12 protein-coding genes are annotated in these 17,876 nt (G+C 65.9%); 5 read left to right on the top strand and 7 right to left on the bottom strand.

Features of this window, described 5'->3' with window-relative positions; translation table 11 throughout:
- Positions 1 to 41 precede the first annotated feature (41 nt).
- From P9875_RS24960 to P9875_RS24940, 5 genes are all read left to right on the top strand, one after another.
- Complete coding sequence (locus P9875_RS24960) at positions 42 to 2,453, top strand: catalase (RefSeq protein WP_278316893.1); 2,412 nt, start codon at positions 42 to 44, stop codon at positions 2,451 to 2,453.
- A 207-nt stretch (positions 2,454 to 2,660) separates the two neighbouring features.
- Positions 2,661 to 4,355 (top strand): MFS transporter, encoded by a 1,695-nt coding sequence (locus P9875_RS24955; protein WP_278316892.1) that lies wholly within the window; start codon positions 2,661 to 2,663, stop codon positions 4,353 to 4,355.
- Positions 4,342 to 5,511, top strand: a complete 1,170-nt coding sequence (locus tag P9875_RS24950) for an HlyD family secretion protein (protein ID WP_278316891.1) — start codon at positions 4,342 to 4,344, stop codon at positions 5,509 to 5,511. Before P9875_RS24955 ends, P9875_RS24950 begins: the two co-directional genes overlap by 14 nt.
- Positions 5,508 to 6,902, top strand: coding sequence for an efflux transporter outer membrane subunit (locus P9875_RS24945; RefSeq protein WP_278316890.1), 1,395 nt, complete (start codon positions 5,508 to 5,510; stop codon positions 6,900 to 6,902). The genes P9875_RS24950 and P9875_RS24945 overlap by 4 nt, the downstream gene beginning before the upstream one ends.
- Positions 6,903 to 6,993: 91 nt before the next feature.
- A complete protein-coding gene (locus P9875_RS24940; protein WP_035821719.1) occupies positions 6,994 to 7,734 on the top strand; it encodes a tetratricopeptide repeat protein in 741 nt (246 codons plus the stop codon).
- Between the two features lie 39 nt (positions 7,735 to 7,773).
- On the opposite strand, the gene P9875_RS24935 is transcribed toward P9875_RS24940, so the two are convergent.
- From P9875_RS24935 to P9875_RS24905, 7 genes are all read right to left on the bottom strand, one after another.
- Positions 7,774 to 8,751 carry a hypothetical protein gene (locus P9875_RS24935; protein WP_278316889.1) on the bottom strand — a complete coding sequence of 326 codons (978 nt, stop codon included), beginning with the start codon at positions 8,749 to 8,751 and terminating at the stop codon, positions 7,774 to 7,776.
- A 131-nt stretch (positions 8,752 to 8,882) separates the two neighbouring features.
- Positions 8,883 to 11,999, bottom strand: coding sequence for an efflux RND transporter permease subunit (locus P9875_RS24930; protein WP_278316888.1), 3,117 nt, complete (start codon positions 11,997 to 11,999; stop codon positions 8,883 to 8,885).
- 9 nt (positions 12,000 to 12,008) lie between these two features.
- The gene (locus tag P9875_RS24925; protein ID WP_278316887.1) at positions 12,009 to 13,166 is read right to left on the bottom strand and encodes an efflux RND transporter periplasmic adaptor subunit; all 1,158 of its coding nucleotides are present in this window, start codon (positions 13,164 to 13,166) and stop codon (positions 12,009 to 12,011) included.
- 13 nt (positions 13,167 to 13,179) lie between these two features.
- Positions 13,180 to 14,592 (bottom strand): efflux transporter outer membrane subunit, encoded by a 1,413-nt coding sequence (locus P9875_RS24920; RefSeq protein ID WP_278316886.1) that lies wholly within the window; start codon positions 14,590 to 14,592, stop codon positions 13,180 to 13,182.
- Complete coding sequence (locus tag P9875_RS24915) at positions 14,589 to 15,317, bottom strand: CerR family C-terminal domain-containing protein (RefSeq protein WP_278316885.1); 729 nt, start codon at positions 15,315 to 15,317, stop codon at positions 14,589 to 14,591. The genes P9875_RS24920 and P9875_RS24915 overlap by 4 nt, the downstream gene beginning before the upstream one ends.
- A gap of 264 nt (positions 15,318 to 15,581) precedes the next feature.
- Positions 15,582 to 16,943: a hybrid sensor histidine kinase/response regulator gene (locus tag P9875_RS24910; protein ID WP_035821709.1), complete on the bottom strand. Its 1,362-nt coding sequence runs from the start codon at positions 16,941 to 16,943 to the stop codon at positions 15,582 to 15,584.
- A gap of 142 nt (positions 16,944 to 17,085) precedes the next feature.
- On the bottom strand, positions 17,086 to 17,820 hold the full coding sequence (locus P9875_RS24905) for a 2OG-Fe dioxygenase family protein (RefSeq protein ID WP_278316884.1): 735 nt from the start codon (positions 17,818 to 17,820) through the stop codon (positions 17,086 to 17,088).
- Between the last annotated feature and the right edge of the window lie 56 nt (positions 17,821 to 17,876).

Raw genomic sequence — 17,876 nt, 5'->3', positions numbered from 1 at the left:
TTGTAGCGTTCTCCCGGGGCAAACTACTTACAGGAGACGTAATGGCTACCAACAAGAAAACGCCGTCCACGGACGGTGCTGGCTCCGTCATGAGCAGCATGTCCGGCCCATCCGACAGCAATGCGCCGCACAGCCTGGGCGCGGACAACGACGTGACCCGCGCGCTGCTGCAAAAGACGGCCGCCGGCCAGCCGCTATCCGCCGCCATGGCCGTCAATCCCAAGGAAGAGGGCCAGTATGGCGAGGCGGCGCGCACGCCGCCCGAAGGCGTGCATGTGGCGACGGGCGAGCCGCTGGCCACGGCCAGCACCACGGGCGAAACGCTACCTTCTCCGAAGACGGGCGATGGCCAGCCGGTGCCGGGCGAGAATGCGCGCAACGCCTCGCTGGATGGCGCCCGTAGCGACGACAGCGGCTGCGTGCTGACGACGAATCAGGGCGTGCCTGTGGGCGACAACCAGAACTCGCTGAAGGCGGGCTTGCGCGGCCCCACCCTGATGGAAGATTTTATTTTGCGTGAAAAACTCACGCATTTCGACCATGAGCGCATCCCCGAGCGCGTCGTGCATGCGCGCGGCTCGGCCGCCCACGGTTACTTCGAATGCTACAAGGAGCAAGGCAAGCTGACGCGTGCCGCGCCGTTCGCCAGGGCGGGCAAGCGCACGCCCGTCTTCGTGCGCTTTTCCACCGTGGCCGGTGAACGCGGTTCGACCGATACGGCGCGCGACGTGCGCGGCTTTGCCGTGAAGTTTTATACGGACGAGGGCAACTGGGATTTGGTGGGCAATAACATCCCCGTCTTCTTCATCCAGGATGCGATGAAGTTCCCGGACGTGGTCCATGCCGTCAAGCCCGAGCCGCATCATGGCATGCCGCAGGCGGCCAGCGCGCACGACACCTTCTGGGACTTCGCCTCGCTGTCGCCGGAAATCACGCACATGCTGATGTGGGTCATGTCGGACCGCGCCATCCCGCGCAGTTATCGGATGATGCAGGGCTTCGGCGTGCATACCTTCCGCCTCGTCAATGCCAAGGGCCAGTCCGTGTTTTGCAAATTCCACTGGTCGCCGATGGCCGGCACGCATTCGCTCGTGTGGGACGAAGCCGTCAAGATCAGCGGCGCCGATTCCGACTTCCACCGGCGCGACCTGTGGGAATCCATCGAGTGCGGAGAATACCCGGAATACGAGCTGTCGTTCCAGGTCTTCACGGAAGCGCAGGCGGAAGCGTTTCCCTTCGACGTGCTCGACCCGACCAAGCTGATTCCCGAAGAAGTCGTCCCGCTCATCCCCGTCGGGAAAATGGTCTTGAACCGCAATCCCGACAATTTTTTCGCCGAGACGGAGCAGGTAGCCTTTTGCACGGCGCACATCGTGCCCGGCATCGATTTCTCCAACGACCCGCTGCTGCAGGGACGCATCCATTCCTATGTCGATACCCAGCTGACGCGCCTGGGCGGCCCGAATTTCCACGAAATTCCCATCAATGCGCCGCTGGCGCCCGTGCACAACAACCAGCGCGACGGCATGCACCGCCAGGCCATCAACCGGGGCCGGGTCGCGTACGAGCCCAATTCGCTGGCGGGCGGCTGTCCGTTCCAGGCGGGCGCGAAGGGCTTCAACAGTTTTCCCGCTTCCGCCGAGGGCGACAAGGTGCGCGGCAAGCCCGAGAAATTCGCCGAACACTACGCCCAGGCGCGCCTGTTCTGGATCAGTCAGACGCCCGTCGAACAAGACCATATCGTGCATGCGTTCCGCTTTGAACTGAGCAAGGTGCAAACGGTGGCCATCCGCCAGCGCATCGTCGCCATGCTGCGCAACGTCGACGAGACCCTGGCGCAGCGCCTGGCCGATGGCCTGGGCCTGGCCCTGCCGCCCGCCATGCCGCGCGCCTCGCTGCAGCCGCTGCCGGCGTATCCGCCATCGCCCGCGCTGTCGCTGTTTTTCCGCCCCGGCAAGACGGGCATTCACACCCTGCGCGTGGCCATCCTGGTGGGACCGGGCAGCGATGGCGCGCAGGTGCGCAACATCTATGCCGCGCTGCTGGCCGATGGCGCCGTACCGCGCCTGGTGGGCAGCCACCTGGGGAAAGTCGACACCAGCGGCGGCGCGCCGCTCGACGTGGAAATTGCGCTTGAAGCGGGACCGTCCGTGCTGTTCGACGCCGTCGTGGTGCCGGACGGCCAGGGCGCCGTGCAGCAGCTGGGCAGCGACGCCAATGCGCTCGACTTCCTGCGCCTGCAATACCGCCACTGCAAGCCGATGCTGGCCATCGGCGCGGGCAAGGACTTGCTGGACAAGGCGGGCGTGCCGGTGACCCTGCCCGATGGCAAGCCGGATCCCGCCATCATCGTCGCGCCGTCCGGCGACCTGGTGAAAGCCGTGGCGGCCTTTAAAAAGGCGCTGGCCGCGCACCGGGCGTTTGCGCGCGAGACGGATCCGCCCCGGGTGTAATTGGCGCCATCAGCACAGGGCCGGCGCCGCCGGCCCCGTTGCCTACCCCGTTTGCGCCGCAGGCGCAACGCCATGCAACAATGTAAACAATAAAAACGTCCTGCGGTGATATGCTGCTGACTAGAACTGTTCATTTGCAACTATTTGCTTGAAGGAAGCAGAACGGCAGCAAGGAACGGCTTCAGCAAACCGGATCGCGATTACTGCATGGACAAGTACACACCTCGCACCTGGGGGCCGGGCGAACGCCCGACCTTGCCCGGGTCGCCATCGATGCCCGAACATTCGACGCCCAAGCGTGTCGCGTATTTCATCGTCGGCCTGATCGTCGCGCTGACGGGGGGACTGGGCAACGGCCTGGTGACGGCCAATTTGCTGAACCTGCAAGGATCGCTGGCCGCCTATGCCTACCAGATGCAGTGGCTGCCGGCTGCCTACGTGATGACCATCGTCTCCATGAATCTGCTGCTGGTGAAGTTCCGCCAGCAGTTCGGCCTGCGCCTGTTTACGGAAGCATTCCTGGTGCTGTATGCGCTGGTGACGTTCGCCCACTTGTATGCCAATACCTTGCCCTCGGCGATCGCCGTGCGCGCCGCGCATGGCATGGTGGGCGGCGCGCTGGGCGTGCTGGGGCTGTACTACACCCTGCAGGCGTTTCCCGCGCGCCACCGCCTCAAAGGCGTGGTGCTGGGCTTGGGCTTTGCCCAGCTGGCGCTGCCCCTGGCGCGCATCTTCACTTCCGAACTGCTGCAGATCGGCGAGTGGCACGGCCTGTACCTGTTCGAGCTGGGGCTGGCCCTGCTGGCGCTGGGCTGCGTGCTGGCCCTGAAACTGCCTCCCGGCGACCGCGTGCAGACGTTCGAGCCGCTCGATTTCCTGACTTTCATCCTGTTCGCGCCCGGCGTGGCGCTGTTGTGCGCCGTGCTGGCGCAGGGGCGCACTGCGTGGTGGATGGAATCGGAGTGGGTGGGCGTGTGCCTGGCGTGCTCCATCGTGCTGATCGCCGCCTCGCTGGCCATCGAGCATAACCGCGCGCGCCCGCTGCTCAACACGCGCTGGCTCACCACGGGCAAGATCGCCAAGCTGTTTTTATCCGTGCTGCTGTTTCGCATCGTGCTGTCCGAATCGACGGGCGCCGTGGGCTTTTTGCAGGCGCTGGGTTTGAACACGGACCAGATGCAGAACCTGTTCATCGTGGTCCTGCTGGGCAGCGTGGCGGGCCTGGTGGTCAGCGCGCTGACGATCAATCCGGCCACCCTGAACCGTTCGCTGATGTTCGCGCTGCTGCTGATCGCCTTTGGGGCCCTGATCGACGCGCACGCCACCAGCCAGACGCGCCCCGTCAACATGTATGTGAGCCAGTTTCTGCTGGCCTTTGGCGGCACGTATTTCCTCGGTCCTACCATGGTGGCCGGCATGGGCGCCGTGATCGCCGAACCGCGCAACCTGGTGAGTTTTTCCGTGATGTTTACCATGACGCAGAACCTGGGCGGCTTGCTCGGTGCGGCCATCGTCGGCACCATCCAGACGGCGCGCGAAAAATACCATTCCAGCTACCTGGTCGAGCATCTCACCATGCTCGACCCGCAGGTGGCCGCGCGCGTGCAGTCGGGCGCCGCAAGCTATGGCGGCGTGCTGGCGGATCCCGCCTTGCGCAGCGCCCAGGGCGTGGCGCGCCTGGGCGCCATCGCCACGCGCGAAGCCAACGTGCTGGCTTACAACGACGTTTTTTTGATGATCGCAGGCGTCGCCATCGCCACCCTGATCTGGATGCTGGTCAGCCAGTCCTGGACCCGCATCACCACCGGCGCGCGCCGCCTGGTCGGCCCCGTGCGCGATGCGCAGACGGCCATGGCCATCGTCCCCATTACCAATTCGGAACCGAGCAATGACAGAAAATAACACCACGTCGCCAGTACAGCCTACCGCACCCGCACCCGCCGCCCCTTCCACGGCGCAGCCGGACCGGCGCCACCAGTGGTTGTCCGCGCTGGCCTTTGCCGCCGTGGCCCTGGTGGGCGTGCTGATCGTGCTGTACGCGTGGCGGCTGCCGCCGTTCACCAGTCCCATCGTGACGACGGAAAACGCCACCGTGCGCGGACAGGTGACCATCATCGGCACGCAGCTGTCCGGGTATGTGGTGGAAGTGACGGTGCAGGACTTCATGGACGTCAAGGAGGGCCAGCTGCTGGTGCGCATCGATGACCGCATCTACCAGCAGCGCTACGAGCAGGCGCAGGCCCAGCTGGCCGCGCAGCAGGCGGCGCTGTCGAACTGGGCACAGCAAAAGGCCAGCGCGCAGGCGGGCATTTCCGTCAGCGAGGCCGTGATGGCGAATGCGGAAGCGCAGGCGCGCAAGGCCAGCGCCGACCTCAATCGGGTGGAGCAGCTGGTGGCCGATGGTTCATTGTCGCAGCGCGAACACGACCAGTCGCGCGCCACGCAGGCGCAGATGGCGGCGGCGCTGGCGCAGGCGCGCGCCAATCTCGACATCGCCCAGCAAAGCGTGCATAGCGTGGTGGTCAACAAGCAGGCCCTGGAAGCGGCCGTGGCCAACGCGCAGGCGGCCGTCAAGGCAGCGAAGATCGACCTCGATAACACGCGCATCGTGGCGCCGTCCGATGGCCAGCTGGGCCAGGTGACGGTGCGCCAGGGCGCGTACGTGAATTCGGGCGCGCAGCTGATGGCGCTGGTGCCGCGCCAGATGTGGGTGATCGCCAATTTCAAGGAAACGCAAATGAATGGCGTGCAGGAAGGGCAGAGCGCCACCTTCCACGTCGATGCGCTCGACGGCGCCGTGCTGACGGGGCAGGTCGAGCGCATCTCGCCAGCCACCGGCTCCGAATTTTCCGTGCTGCCGGCCGATAACGCGACGGGCAACTACCTCAAAATCGCCCAGCGCATTCCCGTGCGCATCCGCATCGATGCGGGGCAGGCAAATGCGCGCCGTCTCGTGCCGGGCATGTCGGTGGTGGTCAGCGTCGACACGTCGGCCGTGCTGAACGACTCGGCGGAGAATCCCGCGCCGCCACCTGCACCGAAGAAGGCCAAGCCATGAAGCGCCGTTTCCTGCTGATGGCCGGTGCGCTGGCGCTGGCCGGCTGCGCCGCCAACGCCCCGCCGCAGCCTGCGTCGGCACTGCAGCTGCCGTCCGGCTGGCGTGCGCAAGCCATCGGCGCACCGGCGGCGACCGAGGCTCAAGTCGAGCAGCTGTGGTGGCAGGCTTTTGGCGATCCGGTCTTGAGCGACCTGGTGGGCGAGGCGCTGGCGCGCAATGGCGACTTGCGCGTGGCGCGCGCCCGCGTGCAGGAGTACCGCGCGCGCCTGGCGCAGGCCGACGCAAACCGCGCGCCCAACCTGGCCTTCGACGGCTCGCCCACGCGCACGCGCACCCTGGCGTCCAGCGGCAAGCCGTATGTGACGAACGTCTTCCAGGCGGAACTGCAGGCCAGTTATGAAATCGATGTGTGGGGCCGGCTGGCCAGTCTGAGCGATGCGGCGGGCGAGAGCTACCGCGCCGAGCAGGCCAGCCTCGATGCGGCGGCCCTGTCGATCGCCGCCAGCGTGGCGACGAGTTATCTGAATTTGCGGGGACTCGACGCGCAGCTGGCGCTGACGCAATCGACCTTGCAGCTGCGCGAACAGTCGCGCGAGCTGGCGCGCAAGCAGTTCGAGGTGGGCTACAGCTCGCGCCTGGAATGGCTGCAGGCGCAATCGGAATACCATGCGGCGGCCGAGCAGGTGCCGCAGCTGCAACGGCAGATCTTCGAACAGGAAAACGCGCTGGCCATCCTCGTCGGCGGCAATCCCGGCCCCATCGCGCGCGGCTTGCCGCTGGCCGAGCTGGCGGCGCCCGGCGTACCGGCCGGCCTGCCGTCCGAATTGCTGCGCCGGCGGCCCGACATCGCGCGCGCGGAACACAACCTGGCGGCCGCCAACGCCAGCCTGGCCGCCACGCGCGACCAGCTGCTGCCCTCGTTCAAGCTGACGGCCGTCGGCGGCGGGCAGGCCACGACCTTGACCGATTTCCTGCATGCGCCGACGGCCCTGTGGCGCCTGACGGCGCTGGCGGCCGGCCCCCTGTTCGACGGCGGCCGGGTACAGGCGCAGACGGATGCGGCCGGCGCGCAGCGCGATCAGCTCGTGTACGCATATGAAAACGTGGTGCGCAATGCTTTCGCCGAAACGGAAAACAGCCTGGGCGCCATCTACCGGCTGCGGCAGCAAGCCGTGGAAAACGATGCGCGCCGCGCCACGGCGGCGGACACCCTGCGCATCGCGCACAACCGCTACCGCAATGGCTATGCCTCCTACCTGGAAGAACTCGACGCCCAGCGCACCCTGTACAGCGCGGACGTGGGGCTGCTGCAGCTGAAGACGCGCATCCTCGTCGCTTCCGTCGACCTGTACCGCGCCATGGGCGGCGGCTGGTCGGCCAAGACGCAATAGGCGCGTGTGCACGGCGCGGCCAGTGTAATATTCTGAGCAGGGAAAGCGGCGGCATGGTGTCGGCTGCTCCCATCACGAACGAGGTCGCAGCATGACAATTTTTGGCATAGGCATCCACATCCTGATCGCGGTATTTTTTGCGATCCACGTGGTGCGCAACGGGCAGCAGCTGTACTGGCTGCTCATTTTATTCATGTTCCCGCTGCTGGGCAGCGTGGTGTATTTCTTCGCCATCTACCTGCCCAATTCGCGCCTGCCGCAAGGCGCGCGCAAGGTCGCGTCGGTGGCTGTGCAGGTGCTCGATCCGAACCGCGAATTGCGCGAGGCGAAAGCGGCCTTCGAGTACACGCCGACGGCGCAAAACCAGATGCGCCTGGCCAGCGCGCAGCTGGAAGCGGGCGATGCGCAGGAAGCGGCATCGACGTACGAAGCCTGCCTGCAGGGAGCGTTTGCATCGGATCTGGAAATTCGCCTCGGCGCGGCGCGCGCCTACCTGGAATGCGAACGGGGCGCCGAAGCGCTGACGCACCTGGAATTCATCCGCCGCACGGATATCCAATTTCGTCCCGAGATGGTGTCGCTGCTGACGGCGCGCGCGCTGGCGCAAAGCGGGCGCCAGGTGGAAGCGAAGGCGGAATTCGACGACGCGCTGACGCGCTACAACAGCTTCGAGTGCCGAGCCGAGTGCGCGATCTGGGCGCTGCAGCAGGGCGACAAGGTATTGTCGGACCGCCTGCTGCTCGATATCGACAGCGCCATGGCTCGCTGGAGCAGCCATACGCGTGCCATGTATGCGCCGCTGCTGGTGCGCCTGGAGAAGGCGCGCAGGTAGCTGGCTTGCGTGGGGTCAGACCCGGCGGGTCTGACCCGATTAGACGCCAGGCACCGGGTTCTTGCCCTCGACTAGTTTGTATCCCTTGCCATCGAAGCCATAGCGCGCGTGGCCGTTCAGGGGCGTGGCGATGCGCGGCGGGTCTTCGTCCGGCTTGACCGTGACGCCGGGCTTGATCTTTTCGGAGGCGCCCTTGAAATCGATCAGCAAGTCGTCGTAGGCGCCGCCATTGCGCGCCGGCGCGAAGCGCCAGTTCCCCTTGACCATCCAGCACTCGTCCATCTCAGGCCCGCAGGCGCCCATATTGTCCGAGTACAGGTCGATGCCGCCATCGAGTGCGGTGACCTTGCCGTCGCCGATTTCAAACAGGGCCAGTTGCGTGATGGTGTAACCCTGGCCCGTATAGCCATGGCGGATCGCCAGTCCCGACTTGTCCGCGCCCAGCATGACCCAGTGGACTTCGCCGAGCTGCCCCGACGATCCGAGGCCGGCGATGTTTTCCAGGCGTTTCACAACTTGCCACTGACCGTCTTCCGGCTGACCCTTGGGCGCCAGGAAAAACACGTTCAACAGTCCGGGCGAGGCATGCGCCGATTCGGCCGTGCCTTCCGTGTTGGCCGTTTCCGCATTCGCCACCAGGATGGCGCGGCCATCGGGCAGCAGCTTGTGGCTGACGGCGCTGACCACGTAACTGAGTTTGTCGACGTGGTTATCGGGATCGGACAGGTCGGCCAGCGCATCGTCGCTGTCGCTGCGGTAGTCCTTGCCGAAGACGGCGCGCATCATGCCCACCTCGCGCTCGCGCGCCTGCGGCGTGTTCATCGCTTCCGCCCTGGGGGCGGTGGCGGCCGGTGGCGGCACGTGTTCGGCCGATGCGGTGTCTGCTGCGGCAGCGGCAGCGGGGACTTCGGTGACCACGTCAGCTGCCAGGTCGGCGCTGGCGGGGGCGGTCTTGTCCGAGCAGGCGCCGAGCAGCGCGGATACCATCAGCAGGACGAGCGGGGTACGGTAATTCATAGGCAGGGCAGATTGCGTTCATGGAGAATGGGCGCAGTATGCCAGATAGATGGCAGCGAGGGAGCGCGGCCTGGCGGCCGATCCCTCGCTTCCTTGCCCGCAGGGGGCGATTTTGCAAACAATGGCGGCGCTTATTTTTCCAGCGCCACCTTGTCATCGCGCCGCGGCGGCGCCTTCTGGCGGCGCAGTTTCGCCATGCCGCGCTTGAGCAGGTGCTCCAGGTCGTCGATGTAGGTGAACACGGCCGGCACCACCAGCAGGCTCAATAAGGTCGAGGTGATCAGGCCGCCGATGACGGTGATGGCCATCGGCGAACGGAAGCTGGGGTCGGCGCCCCAGCCCAGCGCCAGCGGCATCATGCCGGCGCCCATGGCAATCGTCGTCATCAGGATGGGACGGCTGCGCTTGTGGCAGGCGTCGACCAGCGCATCGAAGCGGTTCATGCCCGCCTGGCGTGCCAGGATCGCATAGTCGACCAGCAGGATCGAGTTCTTGGTGACGATCCCCATCAGCATGATCAGGCCGATCATCGACGGCATCGACAGGGCGCTGCCCGTGATCAAGAGCGCCACGAAGGCGCCGCCGATCGACAGCGGCAGCGCCGCCAGGATGGTCACCGGCTGCATGAAGTCCTTGAACAGCAGCACCAGCACGCAGTAGATGCACAGCACGCCGATCAGCATGGCCAGGCCGAAGCTGGCGAACAGCGAGGCCATCTCCTGCGCGTCGCCCAGTTCGGCGATCTTCACGGATGGCGGCAAATTCTTCATCGACGGCAGCGCGCGCGCTTCCACGTTCAATTCACCGAGGGTGCGCGAGCCGAGTTCCACGTCGAGGGTCACGTTGCGGCTGCGGTTCAAGCGGTCGATCTGCGCCGGGCCGCTTTCCATCGTCACCGTGGCCACGTTCGCCAGGCGCACCGGGCCATTCTTGCCGGGCACGGTCAGGCGCTCGATGGCGGCCAGGTCGGCGCGCACGCTGTTGGGCAGCTTGACGCGGATCGGCACTTGCCGCTCGGGCAGGTTCATTTTCGTCAGGTCCGTGTCGTAGTCGCCGGCCGTGGCCACGCGCACGGTTTCGCCGATGGCTGCCGCCGTCACGCCCAGGTCGGCCGCCTTGGCGAAATCAGGACGCACGATGATTTCCGGGCGCACCAGCGAGGCGCTGGAATTGACGTTGCCGATGCCTTTCAGGCCGCGCAGCTCGCGCTCGACCTTTTGCGCTGCCGCCATCAGTGCCACCGGGTCTTCCGAACGCAGCACCAGCTGCATCTTGACGCCCGTGTCGGGCGGTCCCACCGTGAAGCGGGCGCCGGGGATGGTATCGAGCTTGTTGCGCAACTGCGTTTCCAGGTCCGCCATCGATTCCTTGCGCTCGGTGCGGTGCACGGTGGTCAGGGTCAGCACGGCGCGGCGCGCCTCGGCTGCCGCGCCGGGGGCGAAGGCGTCGCCGCTGGAGCCGCCGCCTATCGAACTGAAGACGCCCTGGATGCCAGGCGTGCGCATGGCCGCATCGCGTGCCAGGGCTGCCACGGCCTGCGTTTCGCCCAGGGTGGAGCCGGGCGGCAGTTCCAGGTTGATCTGCGTCTGTGCGCGGTCGGCGGCCGGCACGAAACCGGTCGGCAGCAGCGGCACGAGCGCGATGGCGCCGACAAAGAACAGGGCAGCGGCGATGGCCGTGATGCCGCGGTGGTTCAGGCACCAGCGCATGACCGTCAGATAGCGCGTCATCAGCCAGCCATCCTGCTCTTCCTTGTGCGGCAGCGGTTTCAATATGTAGGCGGCCATCATTGGCGTGAGCAACCGCGCTACCACCAGGGACGCCAGCACGGCCAGCACGGCCGTCCAGCCGAACTGCTTGAAGAACAGGCCGGGAATGCCGCTCATGAAGGCTGTCGGCAGGAACACGGCCACCAGCGCGAAGGTGGTGGCGATGACCGCCATGCCGATTTCATCGGCCGCTTCCATGGCCGCTTCCATCGGCGACTTGCCCATGCGCAGATGGCGCTCGATGTTTTCGATTTCCACGATGGCATCGTCGACCAGCACGCCGACGACGAGGGCCAGCGACAGCAGGGTGACGGTATTGAGCGTGTAGCCGAACCAGTAGATGCCGAGGAAGGCCGGCATCACGGACAGGGGCAGGGCGGCCGCGGCCACCAGGGTGGCGCGCCAGTCGCGCAGGAACCACCACACCACCAGCACGGCCAGCAGCGCGCCTTCGTACAGCAGCTCCATCGAGCCGTCGAAGTTTTCCTCGACGGGGAAGGCATTGTCGATCGACTGCTGCAGCACCACGTTCGGGTTTTCCTTCTGCAGGTCGGCGATGGCGTCGCGCGCGCCCTTGGCGACGGCCACTTCGCTGGCGCCCTTGGTGCGGAATACTTCAAAGGCGACGACCGTCTTGCCATCCTGCTCGGCCAGCGCGCGCGGTTCGGCGATCGTGTCGCGCACGGTGGCGACCTGGTCCAGGCGCACATGGCGCCCGTCCGGCAGCGGCACTTCGACGCGCGACAGTTCATCGGCCGTTTTCACGGTGGCGATGGTGCGCACCGACTGCTCGGCGCCGCTGATGTCGCCCCGGCCGCCAGGCGCTTCGCGCTGCACCAGGCGCAGCTGGCGCGAGACGTCGAGAGCCGACACCTTCAATGCGGCCATGCGCGCCTCGTCGAGTTCCACCTGGATCTCGCGGTACACGCCGCCGACACGGGTGACGGCGCCCACGCCGGGCACGGTCAGGAGGCGCTTGGCCACCGTGTTGTCGACGAACCAGGACAGGTCGGGCGCATCGAGCGGATTATCGACACCGGGTTTGGCCGTGGCGATAAAGGTCAGCACGACCCTGCCGGCGGTGGAAGCCTTGGTGACGGTGGGGTCGCGCAGCTCGGCCGGCATGTCCGCTTTCACGCGGGCGACGGCGTCGCGCACATCGTTGACGGCTTCGGCGATCTGCTTTTCCAGGATGAATTCGACGGTCACCGTGACGACGCCATCGAGCACCTTGGTGTAGATGTTTTTCACGCCTTGCAAGGTGGCGACGGAGTCTTCGATCTTGCGCGCCACTTCCGTTTCCAGCTGGGCCGGCGCGGCGCCGGGCAGCACCGCGCTGACGGTGACGATGGGCAGTTCGATGTCGGGGAAATCCTGCACCGGATTGGCCTTGTAGGCCAGCAGACCGGCCAGGGTCAGCAGCACGAACAGCATGATGGCCGGGATCGGATTCTTGATCGAGAGGGAGGAAAAATTCATGGCCTCTCCTTATTTTTTCACTGCGGCCGGCTTGGCTGCTGCCGGTGCCTGTACATTCCGTACCAGATCGCCGTCATTGAGGAAGCCGGCGCCGCTGACGACAATCGTCGTGTCGGCCGTGATGCCGCCCAGGACTTCAATGCGGTCGCTCAGGCGCCGTCCGGCCTGCACCTTGATCTGGCTGACCCGCTGGTCGGCATTGAGGCGGAAGACATAACTGAAGCCATCGCGCACGGCGATCGCCTGCTGCGGCACCGTCAGCGCGCCCGAGGTACCGAGTTCAAATTCGCCGCTGGCGTACATGCCGGCCTTGAACGGCGCATTCGTGCCCGTGCTGGCCGGCAGGTCGACATACACGAGGGCGGAGCGCGTCTGTGGATCGACGGTGGGGGCGATCATGCGCACCTTGCCTGTCAAGACGCTGCCATTGGCCGCCTTCACTTGCGCCAGGGTGCCCGGTTTCAGATTCAGCAGCTCGGTGGCCGTCACTTCGGCGCGCCATTCGAGGCGGCCCTGGCGGATCATGCGGAACAGCTCCGTGCCGGCGCCCACCACCGAACCGACCGTGGCCGAGCGCGAAGAGATGATGCCGCTGTCGGGCGCCACCACCTGCGTGTATTTCAGGCGCAGCTGCTGCGACGCCAGCTGCGCCTTGGCCGACGCGATGCGCGCATTGGCCGTCTGCTCAGCCGTCAGGTACTGGCTGATCTGCTGCGCGCTGATGGCGCCCGTGCTTTGCAGCGAGCGGGCGCGCTGCGCGTTGGCGGCGGCCTCAAGCGCATTCGCTTCCGCTTCCAGCACGGCGGCTTTTGCCTGGGCCACGTCGGCGTTCACCGTGTCGTTCGAGAACACGGCCAGCACCTGGCCGGCGCGCACGACGTCGCCGACATTCACGCGCACGTCGGTCAGGCGCAAGCCGTTCGATTCGCTGCCGATGACGGCTTCCTGCCAGGCGGCCACGTTGCCGTTGGCCTGCAGTTTGATGGGCAGGCTGGCCGTTTGCGGCTTGGCCGTGGTGACGGTGAGGGCCGGTTTTTGCGCTGCGTTTTTATCCTTGGCGTCGTCCGCCGCGGTGGAGGAAGGGGAGTACAGGGCCACGCCGGCGCCCAGCATTACGCAAAGGGCAGCAAGGGCGAGCGCCATCGGTTTCAAGGTCATTTTTTTCATGTTGTCGTATCCGTCAGGGGGCGTTGTTGGCGATGGCGCTGCTGCTCCAGCCGCCGCCGGCGGCGCGGTACAGCGCCACCCAGGCGGCGCTGCGTTCGCGCTCGAGATTGACCACCGTGTTTTCGGCGGCCAGGCGCGTGCGGCGTGCGTCTTCCAGTTCGATCAGGCTGGCCAGGCCATTCTTGTAGCGGTCCTCGGTGGCGACGAACGACACGCGGTAGCCTTCCAGGGCCGTTTTCGCATGCTCGCTGCGCGCGTCCGTGCTGGCCAGGTTGACCAATGCCTCTTCCACTTCGCGCACGGCCTGGCGCACGCCGGCGCGGTATTTCACCACGGCTTCGTCGTAGCGCGCCGTGGCCGCGTCGATCTGCGCGCGGCGGGTGCCGCCGTCGAAGATGGGCAGGCTGACGGCCAGCGGGCCGATGCTCCAGGTGCTGGCCGTGATGCTGGTGCCGCCGGCGCGGATATTGCCCTTGCCGATGGAGCCGGCAAGGCTCAGGCGCGGGTAGCGCTGCGCCTGCGCGCCGCGCACTTCGAAGCTGGCGGCCGCCACTTCGCGTTCGGCGCTGTAGATGTCGGGCCGCTGGCCCAGGGTTTGCGCCGGCAGTTCCGCAATCGCCACGGGCGAAGGCAGGATGGCGGGGCTGGCCGCCAGCTTCTGGCGCAGCGACGCTTCCGGCATGGCCGACAGGGCCACCAGCGCCTTGACATTCACGTCGCAGGCGGCCCGTTGTTCGATGGCTCGGCTGGCGCCTTCGGCCGCGCTGGCGCGGGCCAGGGCGGCGTTGGCGGGCGGCTGGAAGCCGGCGCCGGCGCTCAGTTCCGTCAGGCGCGCCGAGTCGCGGCGCGAGACGGCATCCTGTTCGGACACGGCCTGCAATTGCTGGCAGGTGCGCAAGGCGTAGTACTGGTTCGCCACTTCGGCGGCCACCGAGACGCGCGCTTCATGCCAGAGCGCGCGGGCGCTGTCGTAGCGCTCCTGCGCCGCGTCGCGCGTGGCGCGGTTGGCGCCGAAGACGTCGATTTCCCACGATGCCTGCAAGGCTGCCTGCGAGGTGGTGCCGCCCGGTTGCGCCGATTGCTGGCTGGTGCGCACCACGCTGCCCGTCGCGTCCAGGGTGGGCGCCAGCGCGGCGCCGCTGGCGATGCGGTCCGCGCGCGCCTGCACGATGCGCGTGCCAGCGGCGGCGATGGTCGGGCTGACCTGTTGCGCATCGCTGATCAATTCCACCAGCAGGCTGTCGCCCTGGCCCTGCCACCAGCTGGCCAGGTCCGTCAGCTTGCCGTTGTGCGGCAGCGGCGCCTGCCACTGCGCGGGCGCGCTGGCGGCCACCGCTGCGGGCGGCCCCTGCAGGGCGCAACCGCCCAGCGCCAGCACGACGCTGGCGGCCAGGACGCGTTGAACGGTGCATCGAATAGTCGTCATGCTGGTCCTTCTGCTTGTCGTTGAGGTATAGAGAGTGAGGGAGGCATGGCCAGGTGCCGGCGCTCCACGTCGGCCATGGCCAGCGCGTAGTCGGTCAGGCGCGCCAGCCAGGTGTCGATGGCCTGCGGCGATTCCAGCAATTGCGGGCGCAAGGTTTGCAGCACCTCGGTGCCGACCATGTGCTGCAGGGCCAGCGAGGCGATGGAAAACGCCAGCCGGTGCATGTCGTCGCTGTTGTCGGGCGCACCCAGGTGGCGCGCCAGCACGCTGGTCAGCGCTTCATGTTCGGGGCGGATGTTCTGGTCGATCTCGCGCGCCCACAGGCCGGTCGGTTCGAGCATTTCGCGGCACCACAGGCGCATGCAGTCGCGCGCGATGTCGCCCTGCTGCATGGGAGCGAGCAGTTGCGCATAAAAGCCTTCCAGGCTTTGGCGCAGGGTGAAATGCGGCTGGTCGAACAGGGCGATATTGTCTTGCGGGTCGGCTGACTGCTGCGCAAAGGCGGCGCGGTACAGTCCCGCCTTGTCGCCAAAATAATAGCTGATGGCCGCTGCGTTGGTGCCGGCCGCCTGCGCCAGTTCACGCGTGGAGGTCTTGGCGTAGCCCTGTTCGGCGAACAGGCGGATGGCGCTATGCAGCAGCCGCTCGCGCGACTGTTCGCCGTCGGAACGGGGCTTACGCCCATCGTCGGCGTGGGAAGTGGGGATGGCGGTTTTTTCAATCATGCCGGAGATTTAATCATATATCTCAAACGATTGATATAACTAAGCCGCTTGATTTAGTTAAGAAAGGATGAAGATAATGAAAAACGCAGGCAAAAAAAAGCCCGCGGTTGTATTCGCGGGCTGAATCCAATGTTCGGAGAACGAATTGGAGGAGACAGTTCTACTATAGCGCTGAAAATGGTGCAGTGCAATACCGTAGAACTACTGTATCGGTCTCTTTTCGATGGCAAAAAGCCGGTGTTCCATGCTGCGGCGCACAGCAGCTCAGGCCTTGCTGCGCAGGGCCAGTGTAAACGTGCTGCCGGAGCCGTAGTCGCTGTTGAAGAACAGGGCGCCGCCGATGGCGTTGGCCAGGTTCTGGCACAGGTACAGGCCCAGTCCCGCGCCTTCCACGTGGCGCGTGGAGGTGGAATCGAGCTGCGAGAAGGCCTGGAACAGCTTGGCCTGGTCTTCTTCCTTGATGCCGGCGCCGCTGTCGGCGATGCTCATTTCCGTCACCTGCACGCCGTCCTCGTCGCGCTGGGACAGGCTGATGCGCACCGTGCCCTGTTCCGTGAACTTGATGGCGTTGTTGAGCAGGTTGATGAGGATTTGCGTCAGCGCGCGGCGGTCCGTGTCGATGATGGCGGGAGATTGGCCCGGCTCGCCCAGTTCGAGTTCCAGCGCCAGGCCCTTTTGCTGGGCCAGGGGGCGCAGGGTGTCGGCCACGTCGGCCATCAGCTCCTGGCAGTGCACGGGTTCGATCGACAGGGTCAGCTTGCCCGCTTCGATCTTGGCCACGTCCAGGATGTCGTTGATCAGCGAGAGCAAATGACGCGCGCTGGCGCGGATGGTATTGAGCTGCTTGTCCTGGTCCGACGTCAGGGGGCCGGGCAGTTTCATCAGCAGCGCGCCGGTAAACCCGATGATGGCGTTGAGCGGCGTGCGCAGTTCATGCGACATGTTGGCGATGAAGGCCGACTTCATTCGGCTCGCCTCGGCCAGTTCCAGGTTTTTCAGGGCGATTTCGCGGTTGATGGTTTCCAGTTCGGCCGCATGGTGCGCCAGGCGCATGTTCAGCTCGATCACCTGGCGTTCGCGCGCCTGCAGTTCGCCGTTGACCTGCACCGCCTGTTCATAGGTCGAGATCAGCAGGTCGAGGATTTGCTGGCGTTCCGCATTGATGAAATGCTTCTGGTCGCCCAGGTACAGGGCGATGCCGATTTCCACATTCTGGTTCTTGCGCAGCTTCTGGTTCATCAGCATGTGGCTGATGCGGTTGAGCAGGTAGTCTTCCGCATAGGGCTTGCGGATGAAATTGTCGGCGCCGCACTCGATGCCGCGGATGATGTCCTTCGGGTCGTTGAGCGAGGTGACGAGGATCACGGGAATGTCGCGCAGGGTCGGATCGGACTTGATGGCGCGGCACAGGTCGTAGCCATTCATTTCAGGCATGACGATATCGGACAGCACCAGGTGCGGCTTGCGCTCGCGGATGGCGGCCAGGGCCAGCTGGCCGTTCGCCGCCACGCGCGCGTTATAGTGCAGTGACTGGATCAGGCGGCGCAAGCGCTCCGCCTGGGTCGGGCTATCCTCGACGATCAGGATCTCGATTTCGTCAGGCTTGATTTGGTTGTTGGAGTCCACAGACCTCTCCTAGGATTTCAGTGTGGTGATGCTGGGCGCCGTGAGCGCGCAATATCGACATCGTATGACTATATCGGATTTAGGTCTGCAAAAGTAACTTCCAAGTAACTATTTTGGCCACAGGGAATGCTGTGGCCGCTTGTCAGTTTTCGCCCTGGAACTGGCCTGCGCGATAGGTCAGCACGAGCGTATCGCGGTGTCCGTGGTCGCCGACGGGCTGGATCGGCGTCGATTCATGGATCACGGCAGCGTCATCGAGCAGCAGCAGCGACCACGGTTCGGTCAGGGTAAAGCGCTTGCCGTTGGGGCCGTCCGCTTCGAAGATGCGCGTCTCGCCGCCCTTGACCTGTTCGCGCCCGATCAGCAGCACGGCGACGAAATCGACACCGTCGCGGTGCGCGCCTTCCGGCGTGGGCCGGCCGATGCCATCGGTCGTATCGATGCGGAACTGGTGCGCCTCAATGAACCAGGGCTGGCTGCCCTTGACCTGCGAGCAGGCGTCGCCCAGCGCGCGGATCAGCTGCTGCCAGGCCGCTTGCGCGACGATAGCCGCTTCGACCGGTTCGAACAGGCGGTGCATGCCGCCGTGCAGGGCGTTGTATTCCACCGGTTGCCAATGCGGACGGTGCGCCGTCTGCGTCAGGCGCTCGCCATCCTGCACGAAGCACGAGTGGCGCCGGCGGCGATAGCGGCCGCCATCCTTGAGGTAATTGTCCAGCGCCAGGGTATTCCAGCTTGGTTCCAGCGCGCGCAATGCGTCCAGCGGACAGCCTGCCAGCGCGGCCACGTCCTGCGGGCGCAGGACGGCATAGCCGTCATCGCGCAAGGCTTCCTTGACGTGGGACGGGTCGGTAAAGATCGGTGCGGAAGTGCTCATGGCGGTGCGGCCGCAACGCGGCCTGTCTCAGTTTATCCAGCCTGGCATTCTACGAC

Origin of the sequence: Janthinobacterium rivuli, assembly GCF_029690045.1 — a bacterium.
GTDB lineage: Bacteria > Pseudomonadota > Gammaproteobacteria > Burkholderiales > Burkholderiaceae_D > Janthinobacterium > Janthinobacterium rivuli.
This window is presented reverse-complemented; position numbering and strand designations above follow the sequence as displayed.

Excerpts from the sequence above, each read along its gene's own strand:
- P9875_RS24960 (WP_278316893.1), top strand. The coding sequence starts at position 42 with ATGGCTACCAACAAGAAAACGCCGTCCACGGACGGTGCTGGCTCCGTC.
- P9875_RS24955 (WP_278316892.1), top strand. The coding sequence starts at position 2,661 with ATGGACAAGTACACACCTCGCACCTGGGGGCCGGGCGAACGCCCGACC.
- P9875_RS24950 (WP_278316891.1), top strand. The coding sequence starts at position 4,342 with ATGACAGAAAATAACACCACGTCGCCAGTACAGCCTACCGCACCCGCA.
- P9875_RS24945 (WP_278316890.1), top strand. The coding sequence starts at position 5,508 with ATGAAGCGCCGTTTCCTGCTGATGGCCGGTGCGCTGGCGCTGGCCGGC.
- P9875_RS24940 (WP_035821719.1), top strand. The coding sequence starts at position 6,994 with ATGACAATTTTTGGCATAGGCATCCACATCCTGATCGCGGTATTTTTT.
- P9875_RS24935 (WP_278316889.1), bottom strand. The coding sequence starts at position 8,751 with ATGAATTACCGTACCCCGCTCGTCCTGCTGATGGTATCCGCGCTGCTC.
- P9875_RS24930 (WP_278316888.1), bottom strand. The coding sequence starts at position 11,999 with ATGAATTTTTCCTCCCTCTCGATCAAGAATCCGATCCCGGCCATCATG.
- P9875_RS24925 (WP_278316887.1), bottom strand. The coding sequence starts at position 13,166 with ATGAAAAAAATGACCTTGAAACCGATGGCGCTCGCCCTTGCTGCCCTT.
- P9875_RS24920 (WP_278316886.1), bottom strand. The coding sequence starts at position 14,592 with ATGACGACTATTCGATGCACCGTTCAACGCGTCCTGGCCGCCAGCGTC.
- P9875_RS24915 (WP_278316885.1), bottom strand. The coding sequence starts at position 15,317 with ATGATTGAAAAAACCGCCATCCCCACTTCCCACGCCGACGATGGGCGT.
- P9875_RS24905 (WP_278316884.1), bottom strand. The coding sequence starts at position 17,820 with ATGAGCACTTCCGCACCGATCTTTACCGACCCGTCCCACGTCAAGGAA.